Below are 23,607 nucleotides of genomic sequence, written 5' to 3'. Positions count from 1 at the left end.
CTCCCGGCCGCCGCGGCACCGTCCTCCGTACGGGGCGGGAGAACCCGTCAGGCGCCCTCGCCCAGGTAGGCGGCCCGCACCCGCGGATCGGAGAGCAGCGCGGACGCCTCGCCCCCCATCACCACCTCACCGGTCTCCAGCACGTAACCGCGGTCCGCCAGCTGGAGCGCCTGCGAGGCGTTCTGCTCCACCAGCAGCACCGTGGTGCCCTGCTCGTTGATCTCCCTGACGATCTCGAAGATCTGCTGCACGATCAGCGGCGCCAGTCCCATCGACGGCTCGTCCAGCAGCAGCACCTCCGGCTTGCCCATCAGGGCGCGGCCGATCGCCAGCATCTGCTGCTCACCGCCCGACAGCGTCCCGCCGAGCTGGCTCTTGCGCTCCCCCAGCCGCGGGAACAGGGTGAACACCCGGTCCATCTCGGCCTTGTCCACGGACTTGAACCGGTACGCCCCCATCTGGAGGTTCTCCCGGACCGTCATCCGCGGGAAGACCCCGCGCCCCTCGGGAACGTGCCCGATGCCGAACCGGACCAGATCGTGCGACTTGATGCCGTCGATCCGCTCCCCGTGCAGCAGCACCTGGCCCTCGCGCGGGGCGATCATCCCCGACGCCGTCCGCAGCGTGGTCGTCTTGCCCGCGCCGTTGGCGCCGAGCAGCGCGACCACCTCGCCGCGGCGGACCGTCAGGTTGATGCCCTTGAGCGCCTCGATGGCGCCGTAGAACACCCGCAGGTCACGCAGCTCCAGCACCACCGGGGCGGTCGGCTCGCCGCCGCCCCGCGGCTCCTTCTCCAGATCCGTGGTGACGCTCACTCGTGCTCCTTGGTGTCCCGCTCCGGCGCCCCGGCGCCGGCTTCGGTGTCGGTCCCGGCCGCCGGGGCGCCGCCGGCCTCGGCGGCGACCTCCGCCACCGCGGCCTCGTCGTCCTCGGTCACCGCGCCCAGGTACGCCTCGATCACCGCCGGGTCCCGCTGCACCTGCGACGGGGAACCCTCGGCGATCTTCTTGCCGAAGTTGAGCACCATCACCCGGTCGGCCACCGACATCACCAGCCGCATGTCGTGCTCGATCAGCAGCACGCTCACGCCCAGTTCGGTGTTGATCCGCCGGATCAGCTCCTCCAGCTCCAGCTTCTCCGTGGGGTTGGTGCCCGCCGCCGGCTCGTCCAGCAGCAGCACCTCCGGGTCCGTCGCCAGCGCCCGCGCGATCTCCAGCCGCCGCTGGTCGCCGTAGCTCAGCGACCCCGCCAGCTCGTTCATCTTGTCCAGCAGACCGACGTACGACAGCACCTCGTGCGCCCGGCGGTCGCTGGCCCGCTCCGCCTTCCGCGCGTTCGGCAGCCCCAGCATGATCGACACCGGATCGGCCTTCAGCCGCGTCTCCGCGGCGATCTTGACGTTCTCCAGCGCCGTGAGCGCCCCGAACAGCCGGATGTTCTGGAACGTGCGCGCCAGACCCCACCGGCTGACCACGTGCGGCTTGGCGCCCAGCAGCGAGTGCTCGCCGCCCGCGCGCGGCCGGAAGACGATCCGCCCCTCCTGCGGGACGTACGCGCCCGTCAGCGAGTTGAACAGCGACGTCTTGCCCGCGCCGTTGGGCCCGATGACCGCCAGCACCTCGCCGCGCCGCATCCGCAGCTCGACGTCGTCCAGGCTGGTCAGACCGCCGAACCGCAGCGTCACGCCCGACGTCTCCAGCACCAGCTCGCCGGCGCCGGCCGCCGGACCCGCCGGCCCCTGCTCCTTCTTCACCGTCTCGGTGCTCACGGCTGCCTGCCTTCCGCCGGGCCGGTCGCGTCGGCTCCGCCGATCCCCGCCTCCGCCATCTGCAGCTCGCGCTTGCGGCGACGGGAGGGGAACACGCCCTGCGGCCGGTAGATCATCATGATGACGAGGAGAGCGCCCAGGTACATGTAGCGGTCCTTGGGATCCACGTACTCCCGCAACCCCTCCGGCAGCCAGACCAGGAACGCGGCGCCGAACAGCACACCCGGGATCGACCCCATGCCGCCGAAGATCACGTAGGCCAGCACCAGGACCGACAGCAGGATCGCGAAGTTCTCCGGGTTGAAGTACCCGACCTTGCTCGCGTACGCCACACCCGCCACACCGGAGGTCGACGCGCCGATCGCGAACGCCATCAGCTTGTACCGCACCGTGTCGACGCCCGTGGCCGCGGCGGCCACCTCGTCCTCGCGGATCGCGGTCCACGCCCGGCCCACCTTGGAGTGCTCCAGCCGCAGGAACAGGAAGATCGCCAGCACGACGAAGACCACCAGCAGCCAGTAGTACGGCATCGGGTCCAGCTTCCACTCGTAGGAGAAGAAGCCCAGGTCGATGCTGAACCGCTCGACCTTCACACCGCGCGCGCCCTCCGTCACGCCCTCGGCGTTCTTCGCCATCAGGTAGACGATCTCGTGGAAGCCCAGCGTCACGATCGCCAGGTAGTCACCGCGCAGCCGCAGCGTCGGAGCGCCCAGGATCACACCCGCCACCAGGCAGGTCAGCACCGCGATCGGCAGCACCAGGAAGTTGTTCAGCACCACCGGCGGCTGGACCGGCAGCGCGCCCGTCCAGTACGCCGCGCTGTACGCGCCGATCGCGAAGAACGCGATGAAGCCCAGGTCGAGCAGGCCCGCCCAGCCGATCACCACGTTCAGGCCGATCGCCAGCAGCACGAAGATCGCGATCTGGTCCACCAGCACCTGCTGCCAGTACCGCTCCACGCCCAGCGGCCCGAACACCACCAGCGCCAGCACGGCCGTCAGCACGCCCATGCGGAACCGCTTGTCCGACTCCCACAGGTGCCGCACCCGCGCCAGCGGGGCGGAGGCCGCGCTCCTGGTGCCCTTCACCGCCTGCGAGGTCTGGTCGGCGAGGAACTCGCGCACCGCCCAGACCGCCACCGCGATCCCCAGCCAGATCCACAGCCCCGGACCGGTGAAGTCCTCGCGCAGCGCCATGAACAGGTCCCGGGTGGTGCCCTCCGCGCCCGTCATCAGCCGGAGCGTCACGCCCAGCGCCAGCAGGGCGCCCAGCCGCCGCCAGCGCGGCTCCTGGTACCAGTGCACCTTCCGCAGCCGGGCCGCGGCCGACGGCGACACCGAGGTGCTGCGCGGGGCCTCTTCAGGACTCGAGGTCTTGATGCTCATGCCGTCCTCCCCACACGCTCGCCGAGAATGCCGGTCGGACGGACCATCAGCACCAGCACCAGCACCACGAAGGCACCGACGTAGCGCCAGTCGTCACCCCACAGGCCCACCGTCATGGTCTCCACCACGCCCAGCACCAGGCCGCCCAGCATCGCGCCGCGCACGTTGCCGATGCCGCCCAGCACCGCCGCCGCGAAGGCCGTGATGCCCGGCAGGAAGCCCATCGTGTACCAGACCTGGCTGTTGGTGCCGAAGAGGAAGCCGGCCGCACCGCCCAGCAGACCGCCGAGCACGAACGTCCGGGACACCACCTTGTCGATGTCCACGCCCATCAGCGACGCGACCTCCGGGTCCTGCGCCACCGCGCGGATGCCCGAACCCATCTTCGTGCGGTTCACCACGTAGTCCAGGCCGACCATCATCGCCAGCGCCGACACCAGGATCAGCACCTGCGTGACGGTCAGCTCCGCGCCGAAGACGCTGACCACCTTCTTGTTCTCGTACATCGACGGCATCGGCAGCGGATTGCGGCCGAACAGCTTGCCCGCCAGGTTGTACAGGAAGAACGAGGCGCCGATCGCGGTGATCAGGAACACCAGGCGCGGCGCGTTGTGTCTGCGCAGCGGCCGGTACGCCACCCGCTCCAGACCGAAGGCCACCGCGCCGCCCAGCGCGGCGCCCGCCAGCATGCCGATCACCACGTAGGCGACCGAGCCCATCCCGGAGGGCGTCGTCTCGGGAATCAGGGCGGTCAGGGCCAGCAGGCCCCCGTAACCGCCGAACATGAAGACCTCGCTGTGCGCGAAGTTCAGAAGCTGAAGCACGCCGTAGACCAGCGTGTAGCCGATGGCGATGACGGCGTAGAGACTGCCGAGCACCACCCCTAGGACGAGGAAGTCCCAGAACTCACTGAGGGACATCGAACTGTCTTCCTTGTGGGAATGTGCCGCCCGGCCATGCGTTCTGCGCCGGGGAAGCGGGCGGCCCGAGGATCACGGAGGCGGACGCGCACCGCGAGGCGGCGTCCGCCGGGTGTCGCACCGGCCGGCGCGGGGCGGAACCGCCGCGCCGGCCGGCCGGAAGCGCCGGCAGGCTCAGCCCGCCAGCTCGTCGATGCTGCCCTGGTACTCGATGCCGTCGCCCTTGACCTGGTACAGGTAGATCGTCTGGTTGGTGAACTCGCCCTTGTCGTCGAAGGAGAACTCCTTCGTCAGGCCCTTGTACTTCACCCCGCGCAGAGCGTCCACCAGCGCCTGGCGCTCGACACCGCCGTCCTCGTGGAGCTTCTTGATCTCCTCGATGATCATCATCGCGGCGTCGTAGGACTCCGCCGAGTACGTGCCCGGAGCCAGCTTGAACTCCTTCTCGTAGTCCGCGGCGAACTTCTTCGTCGCGTCCTCCTTGGTGGCGTCCGTGCAGGGGCAGGTCAGGAACCACTGGTCCGAGGCGTCGCCCGCCAGCTCGATGAACTGCGCGTCGTTGGTGCCGTCACCCGACATCGCCACGCCGTCGAAGCCCGCCTCCTTGAGCTTCTTGGCGAACGGACCGGCGTCCTGGTAGTAGCCCGCGTAGATCAGGGCGTCCGGCTTGTTCTTGGTGACGTTCTTGGCCGCGGCGCTGTAGTCCGGGGTCTTCTGCGGAACGCTCTGGCGCACCACCTCGACGCCGGCCGCCTTCAGGTCCTTCTCCGCGACGTCCGCCAGGCCGATGCCGTAGTCGGTCTTGTCGTCGACCACCACGACCTTCTTGGCCTTGACCTCGTTCGACAGGTACTTCGCCATGCCGGCGCCCTGGGCGCTGTCGTTCGGCACCGCGCGCAGGAACGTCTCGTAGCCCTTGGTGGTCAGGTCCGGACGCGTCGCCGACGACGACACCGCGGCCAGGCCGACCGCGCCGTACACCTCGGCGGCGGTGTCCGCCGGGCCCGAGAACGCCGGACCGATCACCGCGACGACGTTCTCGTCGTCGATCGCCTTCTGAGCGGCGGCCGTCGCCTTGTCCGGCAGGCCCTGGTCGTCGACCGGCATGTACTCGATCTCGAAGCCGAGGTCGCCCTTGGCGTTCGCCTGGTCGATCGCCAGCTTGATGCCGTTCTCCATGTTCTGGCCGAGCTGGACGTTGTCGCCGGAGAGCGGGCCCTGGAAGGCGATCTTGTACGCATCGCCGCTTCCGCTGTCTCCCCCGCCACACCCGGTGAGCGCAAGCGCGCCAATGGCCATGGGAATGGCCAGCTTGACGATGGTCTTGTTGAGCACGTGGAACCCCCTGGAGCCCGCTCAGATCACGATGATCGCCGTACTGTTCCGGCGTCGCGGTCCGCACGTACGTACGTGCGGTGTGGCCCGGAATCTATTGCCCCAGAAGCTGACCAGATAGGTGAGAGCGGCAGATGTGATCTCCCTGTGACCTGCGCCATGCGCCGGAAACAGAACACTCCTTACCGGAGAACGGACAGAAAGGGAAAGATCATCAGGGGTCGGACCCGCCGAATTCCGAGCCGGATCCCCCAAATTCCCGCCACCGCCGCCGACTTGCGACCGCATACGGGCGAGAGGGCCACCGGGCCGGCCCCTCCCGCCCTCTCACCCCCAGCTCATCCGCGCTCGCCCGCGCTCCGAAGCGCCGGAACCGCCCTTTGCGCCCCCGCACACGCAACGGCCGCTCCGACACCGCGTCCCCCCCCGGGCGCCCCCGGCCGCCCCCGCGGCGGACCGCACGGAGACCGCCGGCGCCCGCGCGGGGTCACCGCTGCTGCTGCTTCTTCTCCTCGGCGTCCTGGATCACGGCCTCCGCCACCTGCCGCATCGACAGCCGCCGGTCCATCGAGGTCTTCTGGATCCAGCGGAACGCGGCCGGCTCCGACAGACCGTACTGCGTCTGCAGCACCCCCTTGGCGCGGTCCACCAGCTTCCGCGTCTCCAGCCGCTGCGCGAGGTCGGCGACCTCCTGGCTCAGCACCTTCATCTCGTTGAACCGCGACACCGCCATCTCGATGGCGGGCACGACGTCGCTCTTGCTGAACGGCTTCACCAGGTACGCCATCGCACCCGCGTCCCGCGCCCGTTCCACCAGCTCCCGCTGCGAGAAGGCGGTCAGCATCAGCACGGGGGCGATGGACTCCTCGGCGATCCTCTCGGCCGCCGAGATCCCGTCGAGCACGGGCATCTTCACGTCCATGATCACCAGATCCGGGCGGTGCTCCCGCGCCAGGTCCACGGCGGTCTGCCCGTCCCCGGCCTCGCCGACGACCGTGTAGCCCTCCTCCTCCAGCATCTCCTTGAGATCCAGGCGGATCAGCGCCTCGTCCTCGGCGATGACGACCCGCGTCGTCTCCGGAGGCACGTGCGCCCGCTCTCCGGCGGCGCCGGCTCCGTCGTCGGTGCTGATGGGCTCGGGGATGTCCGCGGTGCTCACTGGGCTCCTCGTTTTCCGGCCAGGTCGGGCCTATGAGCCTACCTACCTGATGAGGCGGCCGGTCACCCGGTACACTCGCGGGGCGACACCCTGCCGGGTTGATGGAAGGGAAGACATGATCGCCTCAAAAGCGATTGCCCGAGAGGGCGTGCGGGTTCGAATCCCGCACCCGGCACTCATATCCGCATAAACGGACCTCCACGTTCTCGTGAACCCTGGCCGTCGCATCCCCACGGCCAGAGGACATCACTCACAGTAGTTGCATGGAATTTCACGGTATCGAGGTCCGTCGGAAAGCCCTCACCCTTCTCCGGGGCGGCGCGAGGAACGCCGAGGTGGCCCGTGCACTGAACGTGCCCGCTGGGACCGTCGGCTACTGGCTCCACACGGAGCGAGCCAAGCGAGGAAAGCTACCGGGAAGATCCTTCCCTCTCTGCCCCCGCTGCGACGGCCGGGGCCTCGACGAAAGTGCTTACGCCTATCTCCTCGGCCTCTATCTGGGAGACGGCCACATCATCCAACACTCCGCGCACCGCGTACCGAACCTCATGATCGCCTGCTCGAACGACTGGCCCGGACTGATGGACGCCTGTGAAGCCGCTATGCGGGCGGTGTTCCCCGACAACTCCGTGTGCCGTGTCCGCAGAGCCGGCTGTCACAACGTGAAGATCTACTCGCGGCATCTGTGGTGCCTGTTCCCCCAACACGGCCGGGGCAAGAAGTACGAACGGCCGATCGCGCTCGAGCCCTGGCAGCAGAGGATCGTCAACGAACACCCCTGGGAGCTGATCCGGGGCCTTCTCCATGCCGACGGATGCAGGATCACCAACTGGACGGCCAAGGTCGTGAGGGGAGAACGCAAACGCTACGAATATCCGCGGTACTTCTTCGCCAACAAGTCTCAGGACATCGTGCGCATCTACGTCGAGGCCCTGGAGAGGGTCGGGGTCGAGTGGAAGGCGACGCACCGCCGTACGGGCGTGTGCAACGTCTCCGTCGCCCGCCGGGCCTCCGTGGCGCTGATGGACGCGCACATCGGCCCCAAGTACTGAGCCGACGGATCGCCGGCGGGTTGCGGGCGGGCGACGGACGGACGACGGACGGGGAAGCCCCGGCCGCCGCTGGCGCGAGGCGGCGGCCGGGACTTCCGGCTCGCGAGCGGCCGGGTCGGCCGGGAAGGCGCCGGGGAAACGGGTGGACGGGCAGACGGGTGGACGGGATCAGCGGGCGGGGCGGCCCTCGCCGATGCGGTGGACGCGGACCATGTTGGTGGTGCCGGGGACGCCGGGCGGCGAGCCCGCGGTGATGATCACCTTGTCGCCCTCCTCGCAGCGGCCGATCCTCAGGAGCTGCTCGTCCACCTGCTCCACCATCTCGTCGGTGCTCTGCACGGTGGGCCCGAGGAAGGTCTCCACGCCCCAGGTGAGGTTGAGCTGGGCGCGGGTGGCGGGGTCGGGGGTGAAGGCGAGGACGGGGATCGGCGAGCGGTAGCGGGACAGGCGGCGCACGGTGTCGCCGGACTGGGTGAAGGCGACGAGGAACTTGGCGCCGAGGAAGTCGCCCATCTCGGCCGCGGCACGGGCCACGGCGCCGCCCTGGGTGCGGGGCTTGCCGTCCTCGCTGAGCGGGCGCAGGCCCTGGGAGAGCATGTCCTCCTCGGCCGCGGCGACGATGCGGCCCATGGTCTTGACCGTCTCGACCGGGTACTTGCCGACGCTGGTCTCGCCGGAGAGCATCACGGCGTCGGTGCCGTCCATGACGGCGTTGGCCACGTCGGAGGCCTCGGCGCGGGTGGGCCGGGAGGACTCGATCATCGAGTCGAGCATCTGGGTGGCGACGATGACCGGCTTGGCGTTGCGCCGGGCGAGGGTGACGGCGCGCTTCTGCACCATCGGGACGGACTCCAGGGGCATTTCGACGCCGAGGTCGCCGCGGGCGACCATGAGGCCGTCGAAGGCGGCGACGATCTCGTGGAGGTTCTCCACCGCCTGGGGCTTCTCGATCTTGGCGATGACGGGGAGGTGGCGGCCCTCCTCCTTCATGACGCGGTGGACGTCGGCGATGTCGCGTGCGCTGCGGACGAAGGAGAGGGCTATGACGTCCACGCCGGTGCGCAGCGCCCACCGCAGGTCGTCGACGTCCTTGTCGGAGAGGGCAGGCACGGAGACGGCGACGCCGGGGAGGTTGAGGCCCTTGTGGTCGGAGACCATGCCGCCCTCGGTGACCTCGGTGCGGATGCGGGGGCCGTCGACGGCGGTGACCCTGAGGGCGACGCGGCCGTCGTCGACGAGGACGAGTTCTCCGGGCGTGACGTCGTCGGCGAGCCCCTCGTAGGTGGTGCCGCACTGCTCGCGGTCGCCCTCGACGTCCTCGGTGGTGATGGTGAACTCGTCGCCGCGTTCAAGGAGTACGGGGCCCTCCCGGAACCGTCCGAGCCGGATCTTCGGGCCTTGAAGATCGGCGAGGACGCCGACGCTGCGGCCGGTCGCTTCGGACGCCTGGCGCACGCGGCGGTAGCGCTCCTCGTGTTCGGCGTGGCCGCCGTGGCTGAGGTTGAGGCGGGCGACGTCCATTCCGGCTTCCACGAGCGTTTTGATCTGCTCGTACGAGTCGGTGGCGGGTCCCAGTGTGCAGACGATTTTCGCGCGGCGCATGGCGTCGAGCCTATGACTTACCCGCAGGTAGAGAAGTGCGGGAGGAGCACTGTTCAACGGCCGTTATACAAGGGGTTGTCGACAACTTCCGTCATGGGCGGGCGGTTGCTCGGATGAGCGTTTCCGGCTGTTCCCGCGGTGTGCGCGAAAGGCTTTTCCGAGGGGGTTCCGGGCCGTCCGCGCAGGGGCCGGGCCGGCGGCCTCCCCGGTGGGGGCGGCCGTGTGGGACGTGGGTGGCGCGTGTTGACAGGAGCGGCCGGCGGGGCGGATTCTACGCGCGTCGCTGCCGCGGGGCGGCCGTGCGCACGCGCCGCCGCACGCGGGGCCCCCGATCCGAGGAGAACGATCACCATGCCGCTCGACCGCAGACGCTTCCTGGGCCGTACCGCCGCGACGGGGGCGGGCGCCGCCCTGGCGGGGGCGGTCGCGGCGCCCGCCGGTGCGCGGGAGGACGGCCGCGGCCGGGGGAGGGCGCCGAAGCGGTACTCCTTCTCCGTGCTGGGGACGACGGACCTGCACGGCAACGTCTTCAACTGGGACTACTTCACCGACGCGGAGTACGACGACAAGGGCCGCAACGACATCGGGCTCGCCAAGATCTCGACGCTGGTGAACCGCGTGCGGGAGGAGAAGGGCCGCGGCAACACCCTGCTGATCGACGCGGGCGACACCATCCAGGGCACGCAGCTGTCGTACTACTACGCCAAGGTCGATCCGATCACCGGTGAGAACGGCCCGGTGCATCCGATGGCGCAGGCGATGAACGCCATCGGCTACGACGCGGCGGCGCTGGGCAACCACGAGTTCAACTACGGGATTCCGCTGCTGCGGAAGTTCGAGGAGCAGTGCGACTTCCCGCTGCTGGGCGCGAACGCGCTGGACGCGGTCACCGGCCGGCCGGCCTTCCCGCCGTACTGGATGGGGAGGCTGCGCACGCCGTACGGCCGGGACGTGAGGGTGGCGGTGCTGGGTCTGACCAACCCGGGGATCGCCGTCTGGGACAAGGCGCACGTGCAGGGGAGGATGACGTTCCCCGGTCTGGAGGAGCAGGCGGCCCACTGGGTGCCGCGGCTGCGGTCGATGGGCGCGGACGTGGTGGTCGTCTCGGCGCACTCGGGCACCAGTGGCACGTCCTCCTACGGCGACCAGCTCCCGCACGTGGAGAACGCGGCGGCGCTGGTGGCCGAGCGGGTGCCGGGGATCGACGCGATCCTGGTGGGCCACGCGCACGCCGAGATCGCCGAGCACCGGGTGGTGAACGCGTCGACGGGCCGCGCGGTGGTGCTGTCGGAGCCGCTGAAGTGGGGCCAGCGGCTGACGGTCTTCGACTTCGAGCTGGTGTGGGGCCGGGGCCGCTGGCAGGTGGAGTCGGTCTCGGCGAAGGTCCTGAACTCCAACGCGGTGGAGGAGGATCCGGCGATCACGGGGCTGCTGGGGGACGAGCACGCGAGGGTGGTGTCCTACGTCAACCAGGTGATCGGTACGTCGGCGCGGGCGATGTCGGCGGCCGAGGCGCCGTACCGGGACACCCCGATCATCGACTTCGTCAATTTCGTGCAGGCCGAGACGGTGCGCGAGGCCCTGGCGGGCACGGAGCACGCGGGGCTGCCGGTGCTGTCGCAGGCGGCGTGCTTTTCCCGGTCGGCGGCGATCCCGGCGGGCGAGGTGACGATCCGGGACGTGGCGGGGCTGTACGTCTTCGAGAACACGCTGGAGGCCCGCCTGGTGACGGGTGCGCAGCTGAGGGACTACCTGGAGTTCTCGGCGCGCTACTACGCGCGGGTCCCGGTGGGGGCCGGGGTCGATCCGGCGAAGCTGACGAACGCGGGCGGCATCCCGGACTACAACTACGACGTGGTCGGCGGCGTGTCGTACGACGTGGACGTCTCCAGGGCGCCGGGGTCGCGGATCGTGGATCTGGCCTTCGAGGGGCGCGCGGTGGCGGACGGGGACCGGTTCGTGCTGGCGGTCAACAACTACCGGGCGAACGGGGGCGGGAACTTCCCGCACATCGCGTCGGCGCGCCAGGTGTGGGCCGACTCGGAGGAGATCCGGAACACGATCGTCTCGTGGGTGCGGGCGAACGGGGAGATCGACCCGGCGCGGTTCGCGTCGGCCGGCTGGCGGCTGGTGCGTGAGGGGGTTCCGGTCTTCTGAGGGCCCCGGAACGGCCCGCCGCGGCCCGGCGCGTTCTGACGCGGCCCGCCGCGCTCTGACGCGGGGTGTCTTCCCCGTGAAGTGCCCCTCGGTACGGGCCTCCTGGTACGGGCCTCCTGGTGTGAGGGGGTGCGTGCCCGTCCCCGGGACCGGTGTGTGCGCACCCCTGCCGGGTTGTTGACGCCCGGCTGCGGGCAGCGGTTGCCGGCCGTGCGGGAGGGTGTGTGTCGTCGGCCGCGGGGTGGGCCGCTCCGGTGGCCGGGGCCCCGGGCCGGGGCCCGTCCTTCCCGAGGACGGGCCCCGGCGCCCGCCCGGGTCGGCTGCCGGCCGCCTGTCAGTGCGCCCGGCGCACGCGCAGGGCGCGGGCGAGGTCGTCGAGTTCGTCGGCGAGCGGGCGGCGCAGGGCGGGGGTGAGGGAGGCGTCGGCCAGGCACCGCTCCCCCAGGGCCAGGGTGGCGGGGTCGGTGAAGGGGCGGGGGAAGCCGTTCTGCCCCAGGGTGTGGGCGATGGCGGAGCCGCGCCGGGCGGCGAGGGCGGGGGCCTGCTCGAAGTAGCGGGGGACGTAGCCGCTCAGCAGGTCGTGCTGCTCGCCGTGCCAGAAGCCCTGGAAGGTGGCCTTGAACAGGTAGTTGGAGAGGGTGTCGGCCTCGTCGAACAGGGCCTGCCAGGCGGCGTCCTTGGCGGCGGCGTCGGGCAGGGCGGCGCGGCAGCGTGCGGCTCCCTCGGCGCCGGTGGCGCTGGGGTCGGCGTCGAGGGCGGCTCCGATGTCGGAGGAGCCCACGGCGCCGAGGACGGCGAGGCGGTGCAGCAGCCGCCAGCGCAGTTCGTGGTCGAGGGGGCGTCCGCCGGGGAGGGTACCGGTGGTCCACCAGTGGTGGAGTTCGCCGGGGGTGGTGGCGCTGTCGATGGCGGCGCGTACGGCGGTCAGGTGCACTCCCCCGTCGCGTCCGCCGCCGGCCGGCTCGCGTTCCAGCAGGGCGCGGGCGAGGCCGGTGAGCGTCTCCAGGGCGGCGGTGCGCTGCCCGGGCGGCAGGTAGCGGTCGGCGATCTCGTGGCGGGCGAAGTCCAGGACGCCGGCGACGACGGCGTTGTCGGTCTCGTGCGGCAGGTGGGCGCGCGCGGTGTCCAGGTAGTCGGCGGGCGGCAGTTCGCCGTCGCGGACCATGTCGCGGGCGGCGTTCCAGACGGTGGCGCGGGTGAGCGGGTCGGGCAGGTGGGCCAGGGCGCGCCGCACCGTGCGCCAGGAGTCGCCGTCGAGGCGGACCTTGGCGTAGGTCAGGTCGCGGTCGTTGAGGAGGACCAGGTCGGGGCGGGGGCCGTCGGCGGTGAGGGTGTGGCCGCCGTCGGCGGGGATGTCGGCCTGGAGGGGTTCGCGCGGCGTCAGGCGGACGCCGCCGTCCGGGCCGTCCGGCTCGTCCAGGTCGTACAGCCCGACGGCGATGCGGTGGGGGCGGCTGCCCGTGTGGGTGATCTCCAGCCGCCAGCGGCCGCCGTCCCCGCCGCTCGCGGCACCGGACGTGACGCGGGGGGCGAGGGTGTCGACGCCGCTGGTGCTCAGCCAGCGTCCGGCCCAGGCGTGGACGTCGCGGCCGGAGGCGCGGGCGAGGGAGTCGAGGAAGTCGGCGAGGGTGGCGTTGCCGAAGCGGTGGCGGGCGAAGTGGTCGTTGATGCCGGCGAGGAAGGCCCTCTCGCCGAGCCAGGTGACCAGCTGGCGCAGCGCCGAGGCGCCCTTGGCGTAGGAGATGCCGTCGAAGTTGAGCAGGGCGGTCTCGGTGTCGGGCACCGCCTCGGGTGCGGGGGCGACGGGGTGGGTGGAGGGGCGCTGGTCGGCGTCGTAGCCCCAGGACTTGCGGTCGACGGCGAAGTCGGTCCAGGTGCCGGTGAAGCGGGTGGCCTCGGCCAGGACCTGGTAGCCCATGTACTCGGCGAAGGACTCGTTGAGCCAGATGTCGTCCCACCAGCGCAGGGTGACCAGGTCGCCGAACCACATGTGGGCCATCTCGTGGGCGATGGTCACGGCCCGGGTCAGGAGCTGGGTGTCGGTGACGGCGGAGCGGTGGATGTACTCGTCCCGGAGCGTGACCAGGCCGGGGTTCTCCATGGCCCCGGCGTTGAACTCGGGGACGAATGCCTGGTCGTAGGAGTCGAAGGGGTAGGGCTCGTCGAAGATCTCGTGGTAGCGGTCGAAGCAGGCGCGGGTGGTGTCCAGCAGTTCCTGCGCGTCGTCGTCGAGGTGGGAGCCGAGGGACTGGCGTACGTGCAGGCCGAAGGGGATGCCGGCGTGCTCGGTGCGCACCGAGTGCCAGGGGCCGGCGGCCAGCGCCACGAAGTAGGTGCTCAGCGGCGGGGTGGGGGCGCACTCCCAGCGGCCGGGCTCTCCCTCGACGCGGCGGGCGGTGCCGTTGCCGAGGACGGTCCACTCCTCGGGGGCGGTGGCGGTGACGGTGAAGACGGCCTTGAGGTCGGGCTGGTCGAAGGCGGCGAAGACGCGGGGCGCCTCGGTCTGGAAGCACATGGTGTAGAGGTAGGTGCGGCCGTCGGCGGGGTCGGTGAAGCGGTGCATGCCCTCACCGGTGCGCGAGTAGGGCATGTCGGCCTCGACGCGCAGTTCGTGCTCGCCCGCGGCCAGCCCGGTCAGGGGCAGACGCCCGTCGGTGAGGGCGGCGGGGTCGAGGTCGTGTCCGTCGAGGACGGCCCGGTGGAGGGTGCGGGGCCGTACCTCGGCGAAGGTGTCGCCGGCTTCGCGGGTGGTGAAGCGGACGGTGGTGGTGGAGCCGAACACCTCCTCGCCCCGGGTCAGGTCGAGGTCGATGGCGTAGTGCTGGACGTCGATGAGCCGGGCTCGGCTCCGCGCCTCTTCGCGGGTCAGTGCGGGCATGGCGCTCATGCTGCCGCATCGGCCGGCCGGCACGCACCGGGCATTCCCGCTCCCGGCCCCGCCGGGGCGGCGCGGCGGTGTCAGGAGCGGGCGATGGTCTCGTGGTGGCGGATGACCTCGGCGATGATGAAGTTCAGCAGCTTCTCGGCGAAGGCCGGGTCGAGTCTGGCGCTCTCGGCGAGCCTGCGCAGCCGGGCGATCTGCTGGGCCTCGCGGGCGGGGTCGGCGGGGGGCAGGCGGTGCTCGGCCTTGAGGCGGCCGACCTGCTGGGTGCACTTGAAGCGCTCGGCGAGCATGTGGACGACGGCCGCGTCGATGTTGTCGATGCTCTCGCGCAGCCGGGCCAGCTCGGCCCGCACCGAGGGGTCGATCTCACTGTTCGTCATGCTCACCGACTCTATGCGGTCGCGCGGGGGCCCTCGTCGCCCGGCCCCCCGGCGGCGGACCCGGCCGTACAGTGGCGGGAGGGTGTTCTCGCGACCCACGGGAGGCGGTGGGCGGGCGCATGGCGGTACGCGGCGGGGCGGGCGGCGGGTCCGGTGGCGCGCGGAGTCCGGTCGAGCGCGGTTTCCCCCACCTGGCGACGGTGCGGTCGGCGATCACCGCGCTGTACCGGCGGCTGTCGTACGAGACGGTGCGCACCTTCGACACCAGTGTCGCGGCCGGTGACGTGGCCTTCGCCGACGCCGACGAGCTGTACGCGGGCGTGCAGCGGGTGGCGCGGGTGCTGGTGCGGCACCTGCGGCTGCCGGACGCGCGGCTGGTGGTGGGCTTCCGGGACATGGAGCACGCGGCGAACGTGGAGCTGGCGGCGGGGCCGGAGTACTTCGTGGAGCTGAACTCGCGGTTCCGGAGCCACCGCCGGGACATCGGCGCGGCGCTGGCGCACGAGGTGACGCACGTCTACCTGCACCGGCTGGGGCTGTCCTTCCCCGGGGTGCGGGACAACGAGATCCTCACCGACACGGTGACGGCGTACCTGGGGGCGGGCTGGCTGCTGCTGGACGCCTTCCGGGAGGACGCGCTGACCTCGCAGAAGCTGGGTTACCTGACGCCGGAGGAGTTCGGCTACGTGCTGGCGAAGCGGGCGGAGCTGTTCGGCGAGGACCCGGCGCCGTGGTTCACCAGCCCGCAGGCGTACGACGCGTACGTGCGGGGCCGGGAGGCGGCCCGCCGGGACGCGGTGCGGCCGCCGCTGGTGGCCGGGGGGTGGGCGGGGCGGCGGCGGTACGCCCGGGACCGGCGGTACGCGCAGGCGCATCCGGAGCGGACGCCGTATCCGCCCGGGGACGGGGCGGGCGGCGGGTCGGGCGGCGGGGCGGACTACCGCTTCGACTCCTCCTCGCCGCTGCGGGTGTCGTTCCCCTGCCCGACGTGCCACCAGCGCGTCCGGCTGGAGGTGCGCGGGCGGGTGCGGGCGCGGTGCGGGCTGTGCCGCAGCGTGCTGGAGTGCGACACCTGAGCGGGGCGGCATAGGCTCGGGGCCATGAGCCCTTCCATCGCCACCAGCACTCCCGTCGGCCTCGGCGAACTGCTGGACTTCGTGCGCCCCCGCCACCGGGCCGTGCTGCTCACCCGCCGCTCCGACGGCTCCCCGCAGGGGTCGCCGGTCTCGTGCGGGGTGGACGGCCGGGGGCGCGTGATGGTCTCGACGTACCCCGAGCGCGCCAAGACGCGCAACGCCCGCCGCGACCCGTCGGTCAGCGTGATCGTGCTGTCGGACGACTGGAACGGTCCGTGGGTGCAGATCGACGGGACCGCCGAGGTGCTGGACGTTCCCGAGGCGGTGGAGCCGCTGGTGGAGTACTACCGGGCGATCTCGGGCGAGCACCCGGACTGGGACGAGTACCGCGAGGCGATGGTGCGGCAGGGCAAGTCGCTGCTGCGGATCACGCCGGTGCGCTGGGGCCCGGTCGCGACGGGCGGTTTTCCGGCGCGGCCGGCGCAGGGTTCCTGAGGCCGGGCGTGCCGCGGCGCCGGCCCCCGGTCGGGGAGGGGGCCGGCGCCGCGGTCCTTCGGCCGTACGGTGCGGTGGGCGCGGTGGCCGCCCGCACCGTACGGACGGCGGGGTGCCTCAGACCGCCAGCGCGCGGTCGGTCGGCTTGACCGGGGCCGGCAGGGAGCTGGCTCCGGTCAGGTAGCGGTCCACGGCGCGGGCCGCGGAGCGGCCCTCGGCGATGGCCCACACGATCAGGGACTGGCCGCGGCCGGCGTCGCCGGCGACGAAGACGCCGTCGACGTTGGTGGCGAAGTCCGCGTCGCGGGCGACGTTGCCGCGCGCGTCCAGCTCCAGGCCGAACTGCTCGACCAGGCCGTTGGTCCGGTCGATGCCGGTGAAGCCCATGGCCAGGGTGACGAGCTGGGCCGGGATCCTCTTCTCGGTGCCCGGCCTGGGTTCCGGCTTCCCGTCCCTGAAGTCGACCTCGACCAGGTGCAGGTACTGCACGTTGCCGTCCTCGTCGCCCTCGAAGTGGGTGGTGGAGACGGAGTAGACCCTCTCGCCGCCCTCCTCGTGCGCGGAGGTGACCTTGTAGAGCATGGGGAAGGTGGGCCAGGGCTGGCTCACCGGGTCGCGCTCGTCGTTCGGCCGGGGCATGATCTCCAGCTGGGTGACGGAGGCCGCGCCCTGGCGGTGGGCGGTGCCGACGCAGTCGGCGCCGGTGTCGCCGCCGCCGATGACGACGACGTGCTTGCCCTCGGCCGTGATCGGCGGGGCGACGTAGTCGCCCTCCTGGACCTTGTTGGCCAGGGGCAGGTACTCCATCGCCTGGTGGATGCCGTTCAGCTCGCGGCCGGGCACGGGCAGGTCGCGGGCGGTGGTGGAGCCGGCGGCGACGACGACCGCGTCGTAGCGCTTGCGCAGGTCGGTGGCGGTCAGGTCGCGGCCGATCTCGACGCCGGTGCGGAACTTGGTGCCCTCCGCGCGCATCTGCTCGATGCGGCGGTTGATGTGCCGCTTCTCCATCTTGAACTCGGGGATGCCGTAGCGCAGCAGCCCGCCGATGCGGTCGGCGCGCTCGTAGACGGCGACCGTGTGCCCGGCGCGGGTGAGCTGCTGGGCGGCGGCCAGGCCCGCGGGGCCGGAGCCGATGACGGCGACGGTCTTGCCCGACAGCCGCTCGGGCGGCTGCGGGGTGACGTCACCGGTCTCCCACGCCTTGTCGATGATGGTGACCTCGACGTTCTTGATGGTCACCGGCGGCTGGTTGATGCCCAGCACGCAGGCGGCCTCGCAGGGGGCCGGGCACAGCCGTCCGGTGAACTCCGGGAAGTTGTTGGTCGCGTGCAGCCGCTCGCTGGCGGCCTGCCAGTCCCCGCGCCAGGCGTAGTCGTTCCACTCGGGGATGAGGTTGCCCAGGGGGCAGCCGTTGTGGCAGAACGGGATGCCGCAGTCCATGCACCGGCCGGCCTGCTTGCCGATGATCGGCAGCAGGGAGCCGGGGACGTAGACCTCGTTCCAGTCCTTGACGCGCTCGGGTACGGGGCGGGTCTCGGCGACCTCGCGGTCGGTGGTCAGGAAGCCCTTGGGATCAGCCATTGGTCGCCGCCTCCATCATCTTCTCGTGGGTCTCGGACTCCGACAGTCCGGCTCGCTCGGCGGCGTCCTTGGCGGCGAGCACTGCCTTGTAGGTACGGGGCATGATCTTGCTGAAGCGGCCGGCGGCGGCTTCCCAGCCGTCCAGCAGCGCCCGGGCGACGGTGGATCCGGTCTCCTCGTGGTGGCGGCGCACCACGTCGTGCAGCCACTGCCGGTCGGCGTCGTCCAGGGGCTCGACGGCTCCGGCGACGTCGGGGTTGACGTTGTCGGGGTCGAGGTCGATCACGTACGCGGTGCCGCCGGACATGCCGGCGCCGAAGTTGCGTCCGGTCGGGCCCAGGACGACGGCCGCGCCGCCGGTCATGTACTCGCAGCCGTGGTCGCCCACGCCCTCGGAGACCACCAGCGCGCCGGAGTTGCGGACGCAGAAGCGCTCGCCGACGCTGCCGCGCAGGAACATCTCGCCGCCGGTGGCGCCGTAGGCGAGGGTGTTGCCGGCGATGGTGGAGTACTCGGCCAGGTGGGAGGCGCCGCGGTCCGGGCGGACGACGACGCGTCCGCCGGAGAGGCCCTTGCCGACGTAGTCGTTGGCGTCGCCCTCCAGGCGCAGGGTGACGCCGCGCGGCAGGAAGGCGCCGAAGGACTGGCCGGCGGAGCCGGTGAAGGTGATGTCGATGGTGTCGTCGGGCAGGCCCGCGCCGCCGAACTTCTTGGTCACCTCGTGGCCGAGCATCGTGCCGACCGTCCGGTTGATGTTGCGGATGGCCACCTGGGCGCGCACCGGCTGGGCGTCCTCGGCGGTGTCGGCCGACAGGGCGTCGGCGGCCAGCCTGATCAGCTGGTTGTCCAGGGCCTTCTCCAGGCCGTGGTCCTGGGCGACCACCCGGTGGCGGGCGGCGCCCTCGGGCAGCTCGGGGACGTACAGCAGCGGGGCCAGGTCCAGGCCCTGGGCCTTCCAGTGGTCCACCGCGCGGCTGACGTCGAGGACCTCGGCGTGGCCGATGGCCTCGTCCAGGGTGCGGAAGCCCAGTTCGGCGAGGAGTTCGCGGACCTCCTCGGCGATGAACTCGAAGAAGTTCACCACGAACTCGGCCTTGCCGTTGAAGCGCTCGCGCAGCACCGGGTTCTGGGTGGCGATGCCGACCGGGCAGGTGTCCAGGTGGCACACGCGCATCATCACGCAGCCGGAGACGACCAGCGGTGCGGTGGCGAAGCCGTATTCCTCGGCGCCCAGCAGCGCGGCGATGACCACGTCGCGGCCGGTCTTGAGCTGGCCGTCGGTCTGCACGACGATGCGGTCGCGCAGGCCGTTGAGCAGCAGGGTCTGCTGCGTCTCGGCCAGGCCCAGCTCCCAGGGGCCGCCCGCGTGCTTGAGCGAGGTGAGCGGGGAGGCGCCGGTGCCGCCGTCGTGGCCGGAGATGAGCACGACGTCGGCGTGGGCCTTGGAGACGCCCGCCGCGACCGTGCCGACGCCGACCTCGGAGACCAGCTTCACGTGGATGCGGGCGCGGGGGTTGGCGTTCTTCAGGTCGTGGATGAGCTGGGCGAGGTCCTCGATGGAGTAGATGTCGTGGTGCGGGGGCGGGGAGATGAGCCCCACGCCCGGCGTGGAGTGCCGGGTCCTGGCCACCCACGGGTAGACCTTGTGGCCGGGCAGCTGGCCGCCCTCGCCGGGCTTGGCGCCCTGGGCCATCTTGATCTGGATGTCGTCGGAGTTGACCAGGTACTCGCTGGTGACGCCGAAGCGGCCGGAGGCGACCTGCTTGATGGAGGAGCGCCGGGCCGGGTCGTACAGCCGCTCGGGGTCCTCGCCGCCCTCGCCGGTGTTGGACTTCGCCCCCAGCCGGTTCATGGCGATGGCGAGGGTCTCGTGCGCCTCCTGGGAGATGGAGCCGTAGGACATGGCGCCGGTGGAGAACCGCTTGACGATCTCCGAGACGGGCTCGACCTCGTCGAGGGGGACCGGGGGCCGGTCGGACTTGAGGCCGAACAGGCCGCGCAGGGTCATCAGGCGCTCGGACTGCTCGTCCACGCGCCGGGTGTACTGCTTGAAGACGTCGTAGCGGCGGGTGCGGGTGGAGTGCTGGAGGCGGAAGACCGTCTCCGGGTCGAACAGGTGCGGCTCGCCCTCGCGGCGCCACTGGTACTCGCCGCCGATCTCCAGGTCGCGGTGGGCCGGGGCGATGCCGGAGACCGGGTACGCCTTGGCGTGGCGGGCGGCGACCTCCTTGGCGATGACGTCTAGGCCCGCGCCGCCGATCTTGGTGGCGGTGCCGTGGAAGTAGGTGTCGACGAACTCCTCGTCCAGGCCGACGGCCTCGAAGACCTGGGCGCCGCGGTAGGAGGCGACGGTGGAGATGCCCATCTTGGACATGACCTTCAGCACGCCCTTGCCGAGGGCCTTGATCAGGTTCCTGATGGCGGTCTCGGGGTCCGTGTCGGCGGGCAGGAAGGTGCCGGCGCGGACCAGGTCCTCGACCGTCTCCATGGCCAGGTAGGGGTTGACCGCGGCGGCGCCGTAGCCGATGAGCAGGGCGACGTGGTGGACCTCGCGGACGTCGCCGGCCTCGACCAGCAGGCCCACCTGGGTGCGCTGCTTGGTGCGGATGAGGTGGTGGTGGACGGCGGAGGTGAGCAGCAGCGACGGGATCGGCGCGTGCTCGGCGTCGGAGTGGCGGTCGGAGAGGACGATCAGGCGGGCGCCGCCGGCGATGGCGGTGTCGGCCTCGGCGCAGATCTCGTCGATCCGGTCGGCCAGGGCCGCGCCCCCGCCGCCGACGCGGTAGAGGCCGGAGAGGGTGACGGCCTTCATGCCGGGCATGTCGCCGTCGGCGTTGATGTGGACGAGCTTGGCCAGCTCGTCGTTGTCGATCACCGGGAAGGGCAGGGTGACGCTGCGGCAGGAGGCCGCGGTGGGCTCCAGCAGGTTGCCCTGGGGGCCGAGGGTGGAGATCAGCGAGGTGACGAGTTCCTCGCGGATGGCGTCCAGCGGCGGGTTGGTGACCTGCGCGAAGAGCTGGGTGAAGTAGTCGAAGATCAGCCGGGGGCGCTCGGAGAGCGCGGCGATGGGCGAGTCGGTGCCCATCGAGCCGATCGGCTCGGCGCCGGTGCGGGCCATCGGGGCGAGCAGGACGCGCAGCTCCTCCTCGGTGTAGCCGAAGGTCTGCTGGCGGCGGGTGACCGAGGCGTGGGTGTGGACGATGTGCTCGCGCTCGGGCAGGTCCTCCAGCTCGATGGTCCCGGCCTCGAGCCACTCCTGGTAGGGGTGCTCGGCGGCGAGGGCGGCCTTGATCTCGTCGTCCTCGATGATGCGGTGCTCGGCGGTGTCCACCAGGAACATGCGGCCGGGCTGGAGGCGGCCCTTGCGGACGACCCGGTCCTGGTCGATGTCGAGGACGCCGACCTCGGAGGAGAGGACGACCAGGCCGTCGTCGGTGACCCAGTAGCGTCCCGGGCGCAGGCCGTTGCGGTCGAGGACGGCGCCGACCTGGATGCCGTCGGTGAAGGTGACGCAGGCCGGTCCGTCCCAGGGCTCCATCATCGTGGAGTGGTACTGGTAGAAGGCGCGGCGGGCCGGGTCCATGGAGGGGTGGTTCTCCCACGCCTCGGGGACCATCATCAGCACCGCGTGCGGCAGCGAGCGGCCGCCGAGGTGGAGCAGCTCCAGGACCTCGTCGAAGGAGGCGGAGTCGGAGGCGTCCGGGGTGCAGACGGGGAAGATCCGCGCGAGGTCCTTGGTGTTCCGGTCGCCGAAGAGGTCGGAGACCAGCTGGGACTCGCGGGCGCGCATCCAGTTGCGGTTGCCGCGGACGGTGTTGATCTCGCCGTTGTGGGCGACGAAGCGGTAGGGGTGGGCCAGCGGCCAGGAGGGGAAGGTGTTGGTGGAGAACCGCGAGTGGACCAGGGCGATGGCGCTGGCGAAGCGGCGGTCGGACAGGTCGGGGAAGAAGGGTTCGAGCTGCCCGGTGGTCAGCATGCCCTTGTAGACGATCGTCCGCGCGGACAGCGACGGGAAGTAGGTCCCGGCCTCGCGCTCGGCGCGCTTGCGCAGCACGAACGCCTTGCGGTCCAGGGCGAGGCCGCTGTTGACGCCGTCGGCGACGAACAGCTGGCGGAAGGCGGGCATGGTGGCGCGCGCGCCGTTGCCCAGCAGCTGCGGGGCGACGGGGACCTCGCGCCAGCCCAGGACGTTCAGGCCCTCCTCGGCGGCGATCGCCTCGATGCGCGAGACGGCCTCGGCGCCCTCGGCCTCGGCGACGGGGAGGAAGGCGGTGCCCACGGCGTAGGAGCCCGCCTCGGGCAGGGCGAAGTCGGCCTCCTCCCGCAGGAAGGCGTCCGGGACCTGGACCAGGATGCCCGCGCCGTCGCCGGAGTCCGCCTCGGCGCCGGTGGCGCCGCGGTGCTCCAGGTTTCGCAGGACGGTCAGCGCCTGCTCGACCAGCGTGTGGCTCGCCTCACCGGTGAGGGTGGCCACGAAGCCGACGCCGCAGGCGTCGTGCTCATCGCGCGGGTCGTACATTCCCTGCTTGGCAGGGTAGGCCGTCAGGGGCGCAGCACGCATCGGCTCTCCCGTCGTCGTCGTGGCGATCAACCATGCCGAGGGACGACGTTGGCCCTCTGCGGAACAAATTTTCGTGCAGGTTACATGATGAGGTTTTTTCCGAGAGGCGGACACCTCGGTCCATCATGCGGACTCTGCGACGGGGTTCGAATCGGGCGGACGGGGTGAACCGCCGTAGGATCCGGGCGGCGCCGGCGACACTGCCAGAAGCGCTCGTTGTTCATTCCCAACGGTGACACGGCTGAAACCGCCGGGTAACACCGAAGCGGCCCGTTCCCGGGTTGAACGGCTCACACCCGGGCTTCGGCCGGCCCGCTCCGGGCCCGCGCGGCGGGCTCAGCCCACGGCCACCCCGAACAGGGTACCGAGCCCGTACGTCACCGCGGCCGCCGCGCCGCCCAGGAGGAGCTGTCGCAGTCCGCTGAACCACCACGGACGCACGGTGATGGTGGAGACCAGCACACCGCACAGGAACAGCCCCAGCAGCGCCACCAGCACGGTGGGCCACAGCGCGGCGGCCCCCAGCAGGTAGGGCAGCACGGGGATCAGCGCGCCCACCGCGAAGGCGGCGAAGGAGGAGACCGCGGCGACGGCGGGCGACGGCAGCTCGGCCGGGTCCACGCCCAGCTCCTCGCGGGCGTGGATCTCCAGGGCCTGCTCGGGGTCCCTGGACATCTGCTCGGCGACCTGTGCCGCCAGTCCGGGTTCCACGCCCCGGCCCGCGTACAGCGCGGCCAGCTCCCGCTGCTCGCCCTCGGGGTCGCGGCGCAGTTCGCGGCGCTCGACGTCCAGCTCGGCCAGGACCAGCTCGCGCTGGGAGGCCACCGAGGTGTACTCGCCGGCCGCCATGGAGAACGCGCCGGCCGCCAGCCCGGCCAGGCCGCTGATGACGATCACGCTGCGGTCCACGTCGCCGCCCGCGACGCCCGTCATCAGGGCGAGGTTGGACACCAGTCCGTCCATCGCTCCGAAGACGGCCGGGCGCAGCCAGCCGCCGGTCACGTCGCGGTGGGTGTGGTTGTCGCGGTGCGCGGAGTTCGGGGCCCCGGGCTTCAGTGTGATCTCGCTCCCGTCTCCGGCCGTGGACGACATCCGCCTGCGCCTCCTGTTCCCCGGGCCTGTGCCCGACGGTTCCGACCGTACGTCCATCCGGGGGAGCGGTTCCAGCAAGGAAGGCCGAACTTACCTTGCTGACCTGGGATTTCCCGGGCGGTACGGAGAAAGGCCCCGGCCGCGCCGAGGAGGCGCGGCC

The 23,607-nt window shown here is 71.6% G+C and carries 16 protein-coding genes and 1 tRNA gene; 5 read left to right on the top strand and 12 right to left on the bottom strand.

Annotation, left to right across the window (positions count from 1 at the left end):
• Window positions 1-47: 47 nt before the first annotated feature.
• The 6 genes from QC029_RS17550 to QC029_RS17525 form a co-directional block, all read right to left on the bottom strand.
• Complete coding sequence (locus tag QC029_RS17550) at window positions 48-797, bottom strand: ABC transporter ATP-binding protein (RefSeq protein ID WP_279556626.1); 750 nt, start codon at window positions 795-797, stop codon at window positions 48-50.
• A 14-nt stretch (window positions 798-811) separates the two neighbouring features.
• Window positions 812-1,768: an ABC transporter ATP-binding protein gene (locus QC029_RS17545; protein WP_279556621.1), complete on the bottom strand. Its 957-nt coding sequence runs from the start codon at window positions 1,766-1,768 to the stop codon at window positions 812-814.
• Window positions 1,765-3,153 carry a branched-chain amino acid ABC transporter permease gene (locus QC029_RS17540; RefSeq protein ID WP_279556620.1) on the bottom strand — a complete coding sequence of 463 codons (1,389 nt, stop codon included), beginning with the start codon at window positions 3,151-3,153 and terminating at the stop codon, window positions 1,765-1,767. Before QC029_RS17540 ends, QC029_RS17545 begins: the two co-directional genes overlap by 4 nt.
• Complete coding sequence (locus QC029_RS17535) at window positions 3,150-4,073, bottom strand: branched-chain amino acid ABC transporter permease (RefSeq protein ID WP_279556619.1); 924 nt, start codon at window positions 4,071-4,073, stop codon at window positions 3,150-3,152. The genes QC029_RS17540 and QC029_RS17535 overlap by 4 nt, the downstream gene beginning before the upstream one ends.
• A gap of 174 nt (window positions 4,074-4,247) precedes the next feature.
• A complete protein-coding gene (locus QC029_RS17530; RefSeq protein WP_279556618.1) occupies window positions 4,248-5,408 on the bottom strand; it encodes a branched-chain amino acid ABC transporter substrate-binding protein in 1,161 nt (386 codons plus the stop codon).
• A 487-nt stretch (window positions 5,409-5,895) separates the two neighbouring features.
• Window positions 5,896-6,567: a response regulator gene (locus QC029_RS17525; RefSeq protein WP_279556617.1), complete on the bottom strand. Its 672-nt coding sequence runs from the start codon at window positions 6,565-6,567 to the stop codon at window positions 5,896-5,898.
• A 92-nt stretch (window positions 6,568-6,659) separates the two neighbouring features.
• On the opposite strand from QC029_RS17525, the gene QC029_RS17520 reads away from it, so the two are divergent.
• Both QC029_RS17520 and QC029_RS17515 read left to right on the top strand, forming a co-directional pair.
• Window positions 6,660-6,742: transfer RNA gene (locus tag QC029_RS17520), tRNA-Leu, on the top strand.
• Window positions 6,743-6,830: 88 nt separating this feature from the next.
• Entirely contained in the window at window positions 6,831-7,619 is a 789-nt protein-coding gene (locus QC029_RS17515) for a helix-turn-helix domain-containing protein (RefSeq protein ID WP_279556616.1), read from the top strand.
• Window positions 7,620-7,787: 168 nt separating this feature from the next.
• Here QC029_RS17515 and pyk read toward each other — a convergent pair whose 3' ends face one another.
• A complete protein-coding gene (gene pyk, locus QC029_RS17510; RefSeq protein WP_279556615.1) occupies window positions 7,788-9,221 on the bottom strand; it encodes a pyruvate kinase in 1,434 nt (477 codons plus the stop codon).
• A 351-nt stretch (window positions 9,222-9,572) separates the two neighbouring features.
• On the opposite strand from pyk, the gene QC029_RS17505 reads away from it, so the two are divergent.
• Window positions 9,573-11,378 (top strand): 5'-nucleotidase C-terminal domain-containing protein, encoded by a 1,806-nt coding sequence (locus tag QC029_RS17505; RefSeq protein ID WP_279556614.1) that lies wholly within the window; start codon window positions 9,573-9,575, stop codon window positions 11,376-11,378.
• A gap of 334 nt (window positions 11,379-11,712) precedes the next feature.
• Here the strand turns inward: QC029_RS17505 and pepN are convergent, their stop codons facing one another.
• Together pepN and QC029_RS17495 are read right to left on the bottom strand one after the other, a co-directional pair.
• Entirely contained in the window at window positions 11,713-14,256 is a 2,544-nt protein-coding gene (gene pepN / locus QC029_RS17500; RefSeq protein ID WP_279556613.1) for an aminopeptidase N, read from the bottom strand.
• Window positions 14,257-14,336: 80 nt separating this feature from the next.
• Window positions 14,337-14,642 (bottom strand): chorismate mutase, encoded by a 306-nt coding sequence (locus QC029_RS17495; protein WP_279556612.1) that lies wholly within the window; start codon window positions 14,640-14,642, stop codon window positions 14,337-14,339.
• Window positions 14,643-14,761: 119 nt separating this feature from the next.
• Here QC029_RS17495 and QC029_RS17490 point away from each other — a divergent pair, with 119 nt between their 5' ends.
• On the top strand, window positions 14,762-15,718 hold the full coding sequence (locus QC029_RS17490) for a hypothetical protein (RefSeq protein ID WP_279556611.1): 957 nt from the start codon (window positions 14,762-14,764) through the stop codon (window positions 15,716-15,718).
• A 24-nt stretch (window positions 15,719-15,742) separates the two neighbouring features.
• Complete coding sequence (locus QC029_RS17485; protein ID WP_279556610.1) at window positions 15,743-16,213, top strand: PPOX class F420-dependent oxidoreductase; 471 nt, start codon at window positions 15,743-15,745, stop codon at window positions 16,211-16,213.
• A gap of 117 nt (window positions 16,214-16,330) precedes the next feature.
• Here the strand turns inward: QC029_RS17485 and QC029_RS17480 are convergent, their stop codons facing one another.
• The 3 genes from QC029_RS17480 to QC029_RS17470 form a co-directional block, all read right to left on the bottom strand.
• A complete protein-coding gene (locus tag QC029_RS17480) occupies window positions 16,331-17,794 on the bottom strand; it encodes a glutamate synthase subunit beta (RefSeq protein ID WP_279556609.1) in 1,464 nt (487 codons plus the stop codon).
• Window positions 17,787-22,355: a glutamate synthase large subunit gene (gene gltB / locus QC029_RS17475; protein WP_279556608.1), complete on the bottom strand. Its 4,569-nt coding sequence runs from the start codon at window positions 22,353-22,355 to the stop codon at window positions 17,787-17,789. Before gltB ends, QC029_RS17480 begins: the two co-directional genes overlap by 8 nt.
• Window positions 22,356-22,691: 336 nt before the next feature.
• Window positions 22,692-23,447: a VIT1/CCC1 transporter family protein gene (locus QC029_RS17470; RefSeq protein WP_279556607.1), complete on the bottom strand. Its 756-nt coding sequence runs from the start codon at window positions 23,445-23,447 to the stop codon at window positions 22,692-22,694.
• Window positions 23,448-23,607 lie beyond the last annotated feature (160 nt).

This window comes from Streptomyces sp. DH37, assembly GCF_029813835.1.
Taxonomy (GTDB): domain Bacteria; phylum Actinomycetota; class Actinomycetes; order Streptomycetales; family Streptomycetaceae; genus Streptomyces.
This window is presented reverse-complemented; position numbering and strand designations above follow the sequence as displayed.

Excerpts from the sequence above, each read along its gene's own strand:
- QC029_RS17540 (WP_279556620.1), bottom strand. The coding sequence starts at position 3,153 with ATGAGCATCAAGACCTCGAGTCCTGAAGAGGCCCCGCGCAGCACCTCG.
- gltB (WP_279556608.1), bottom strand. The coding sequence starts at position 22,355 with ATGCGTGCTGCGCCCCTGACGGCCTACCCTGCCAAGCAGGGAATGTAC.
- QC029_RS17470 (WP_279556607.1), bottom strand. The coding sequence starts at position 23,447 with ATGTCGTCCACGGCCGGAGACGGGAGCGAGATCACACTGAAGCCCGGG.
- QC029_RS17490 (WP_279556611.1), top strand. The coding sequence starts at position 14,762 with ATGGCGGTACGCGGCGGGGCGGGCGGCGGGTCCGGTGGCGCGCGGAGT.
- QC029_RS17485 (WP_279556610.1), top strand. The coding sequence starts at position 15,743 with ATGAGCCCTTCCATCGCCACCAGCACTCCCGTCGGCCTCGGCGAACTG.
- QC029_RS17480 (WP_279556609.1), bottom strand. The coding sequence starts at position 17,794 with ATGGCTGATCCCAAGGGCTTCCTGACCACCGACCGCGAGGTCGCCGAG.
- pyk (WP_279556615.1), bottom strand. The coding sequence starts at position 9,221 with ATGCGCCGCGCGAAAATCGTCTGCACACTGGGACCCGCCACCGACTCG.
- QC029_RS17535 (WP_279556619.1), bottom strand. The coding sequence starts at position 4,073 with ATGTCCCTCAGTGAGTTCTGGGACTTCCTCGTCCTAGGGGTGGTGCTC.
- pepN (WP_279556613.1), bottom strand. The coding sequence starts at position 14,256 with ATGCCCGCACTGACCCGCGAAGAGGCGCGGAGCCGAGCCCGGCTCATC.
- QC029_RS17505 (WP_279556614.1), top strand. The coding sequence starts at position 9,573 with ATGCCGCTCGACCGCAGACGCTTCCTGGGCCGTACCGCCGCGACGGGG.
- QC029_RS17495 (WP_279556612.1), bottom strand. The coding sequence starts at position 14,642 with ATGACGAACAGTGAGATCGACCCCTCGGTGCGGGCCGAGCTGGCCCGG.
- QC029_RS17515 (WP_279556616.1), top strand. The coding sequence starts at position 6,831 with ATGGAATTTCACGGTATCGAGGTCCGTCGGAAAGCCCTCACCCTTCTC.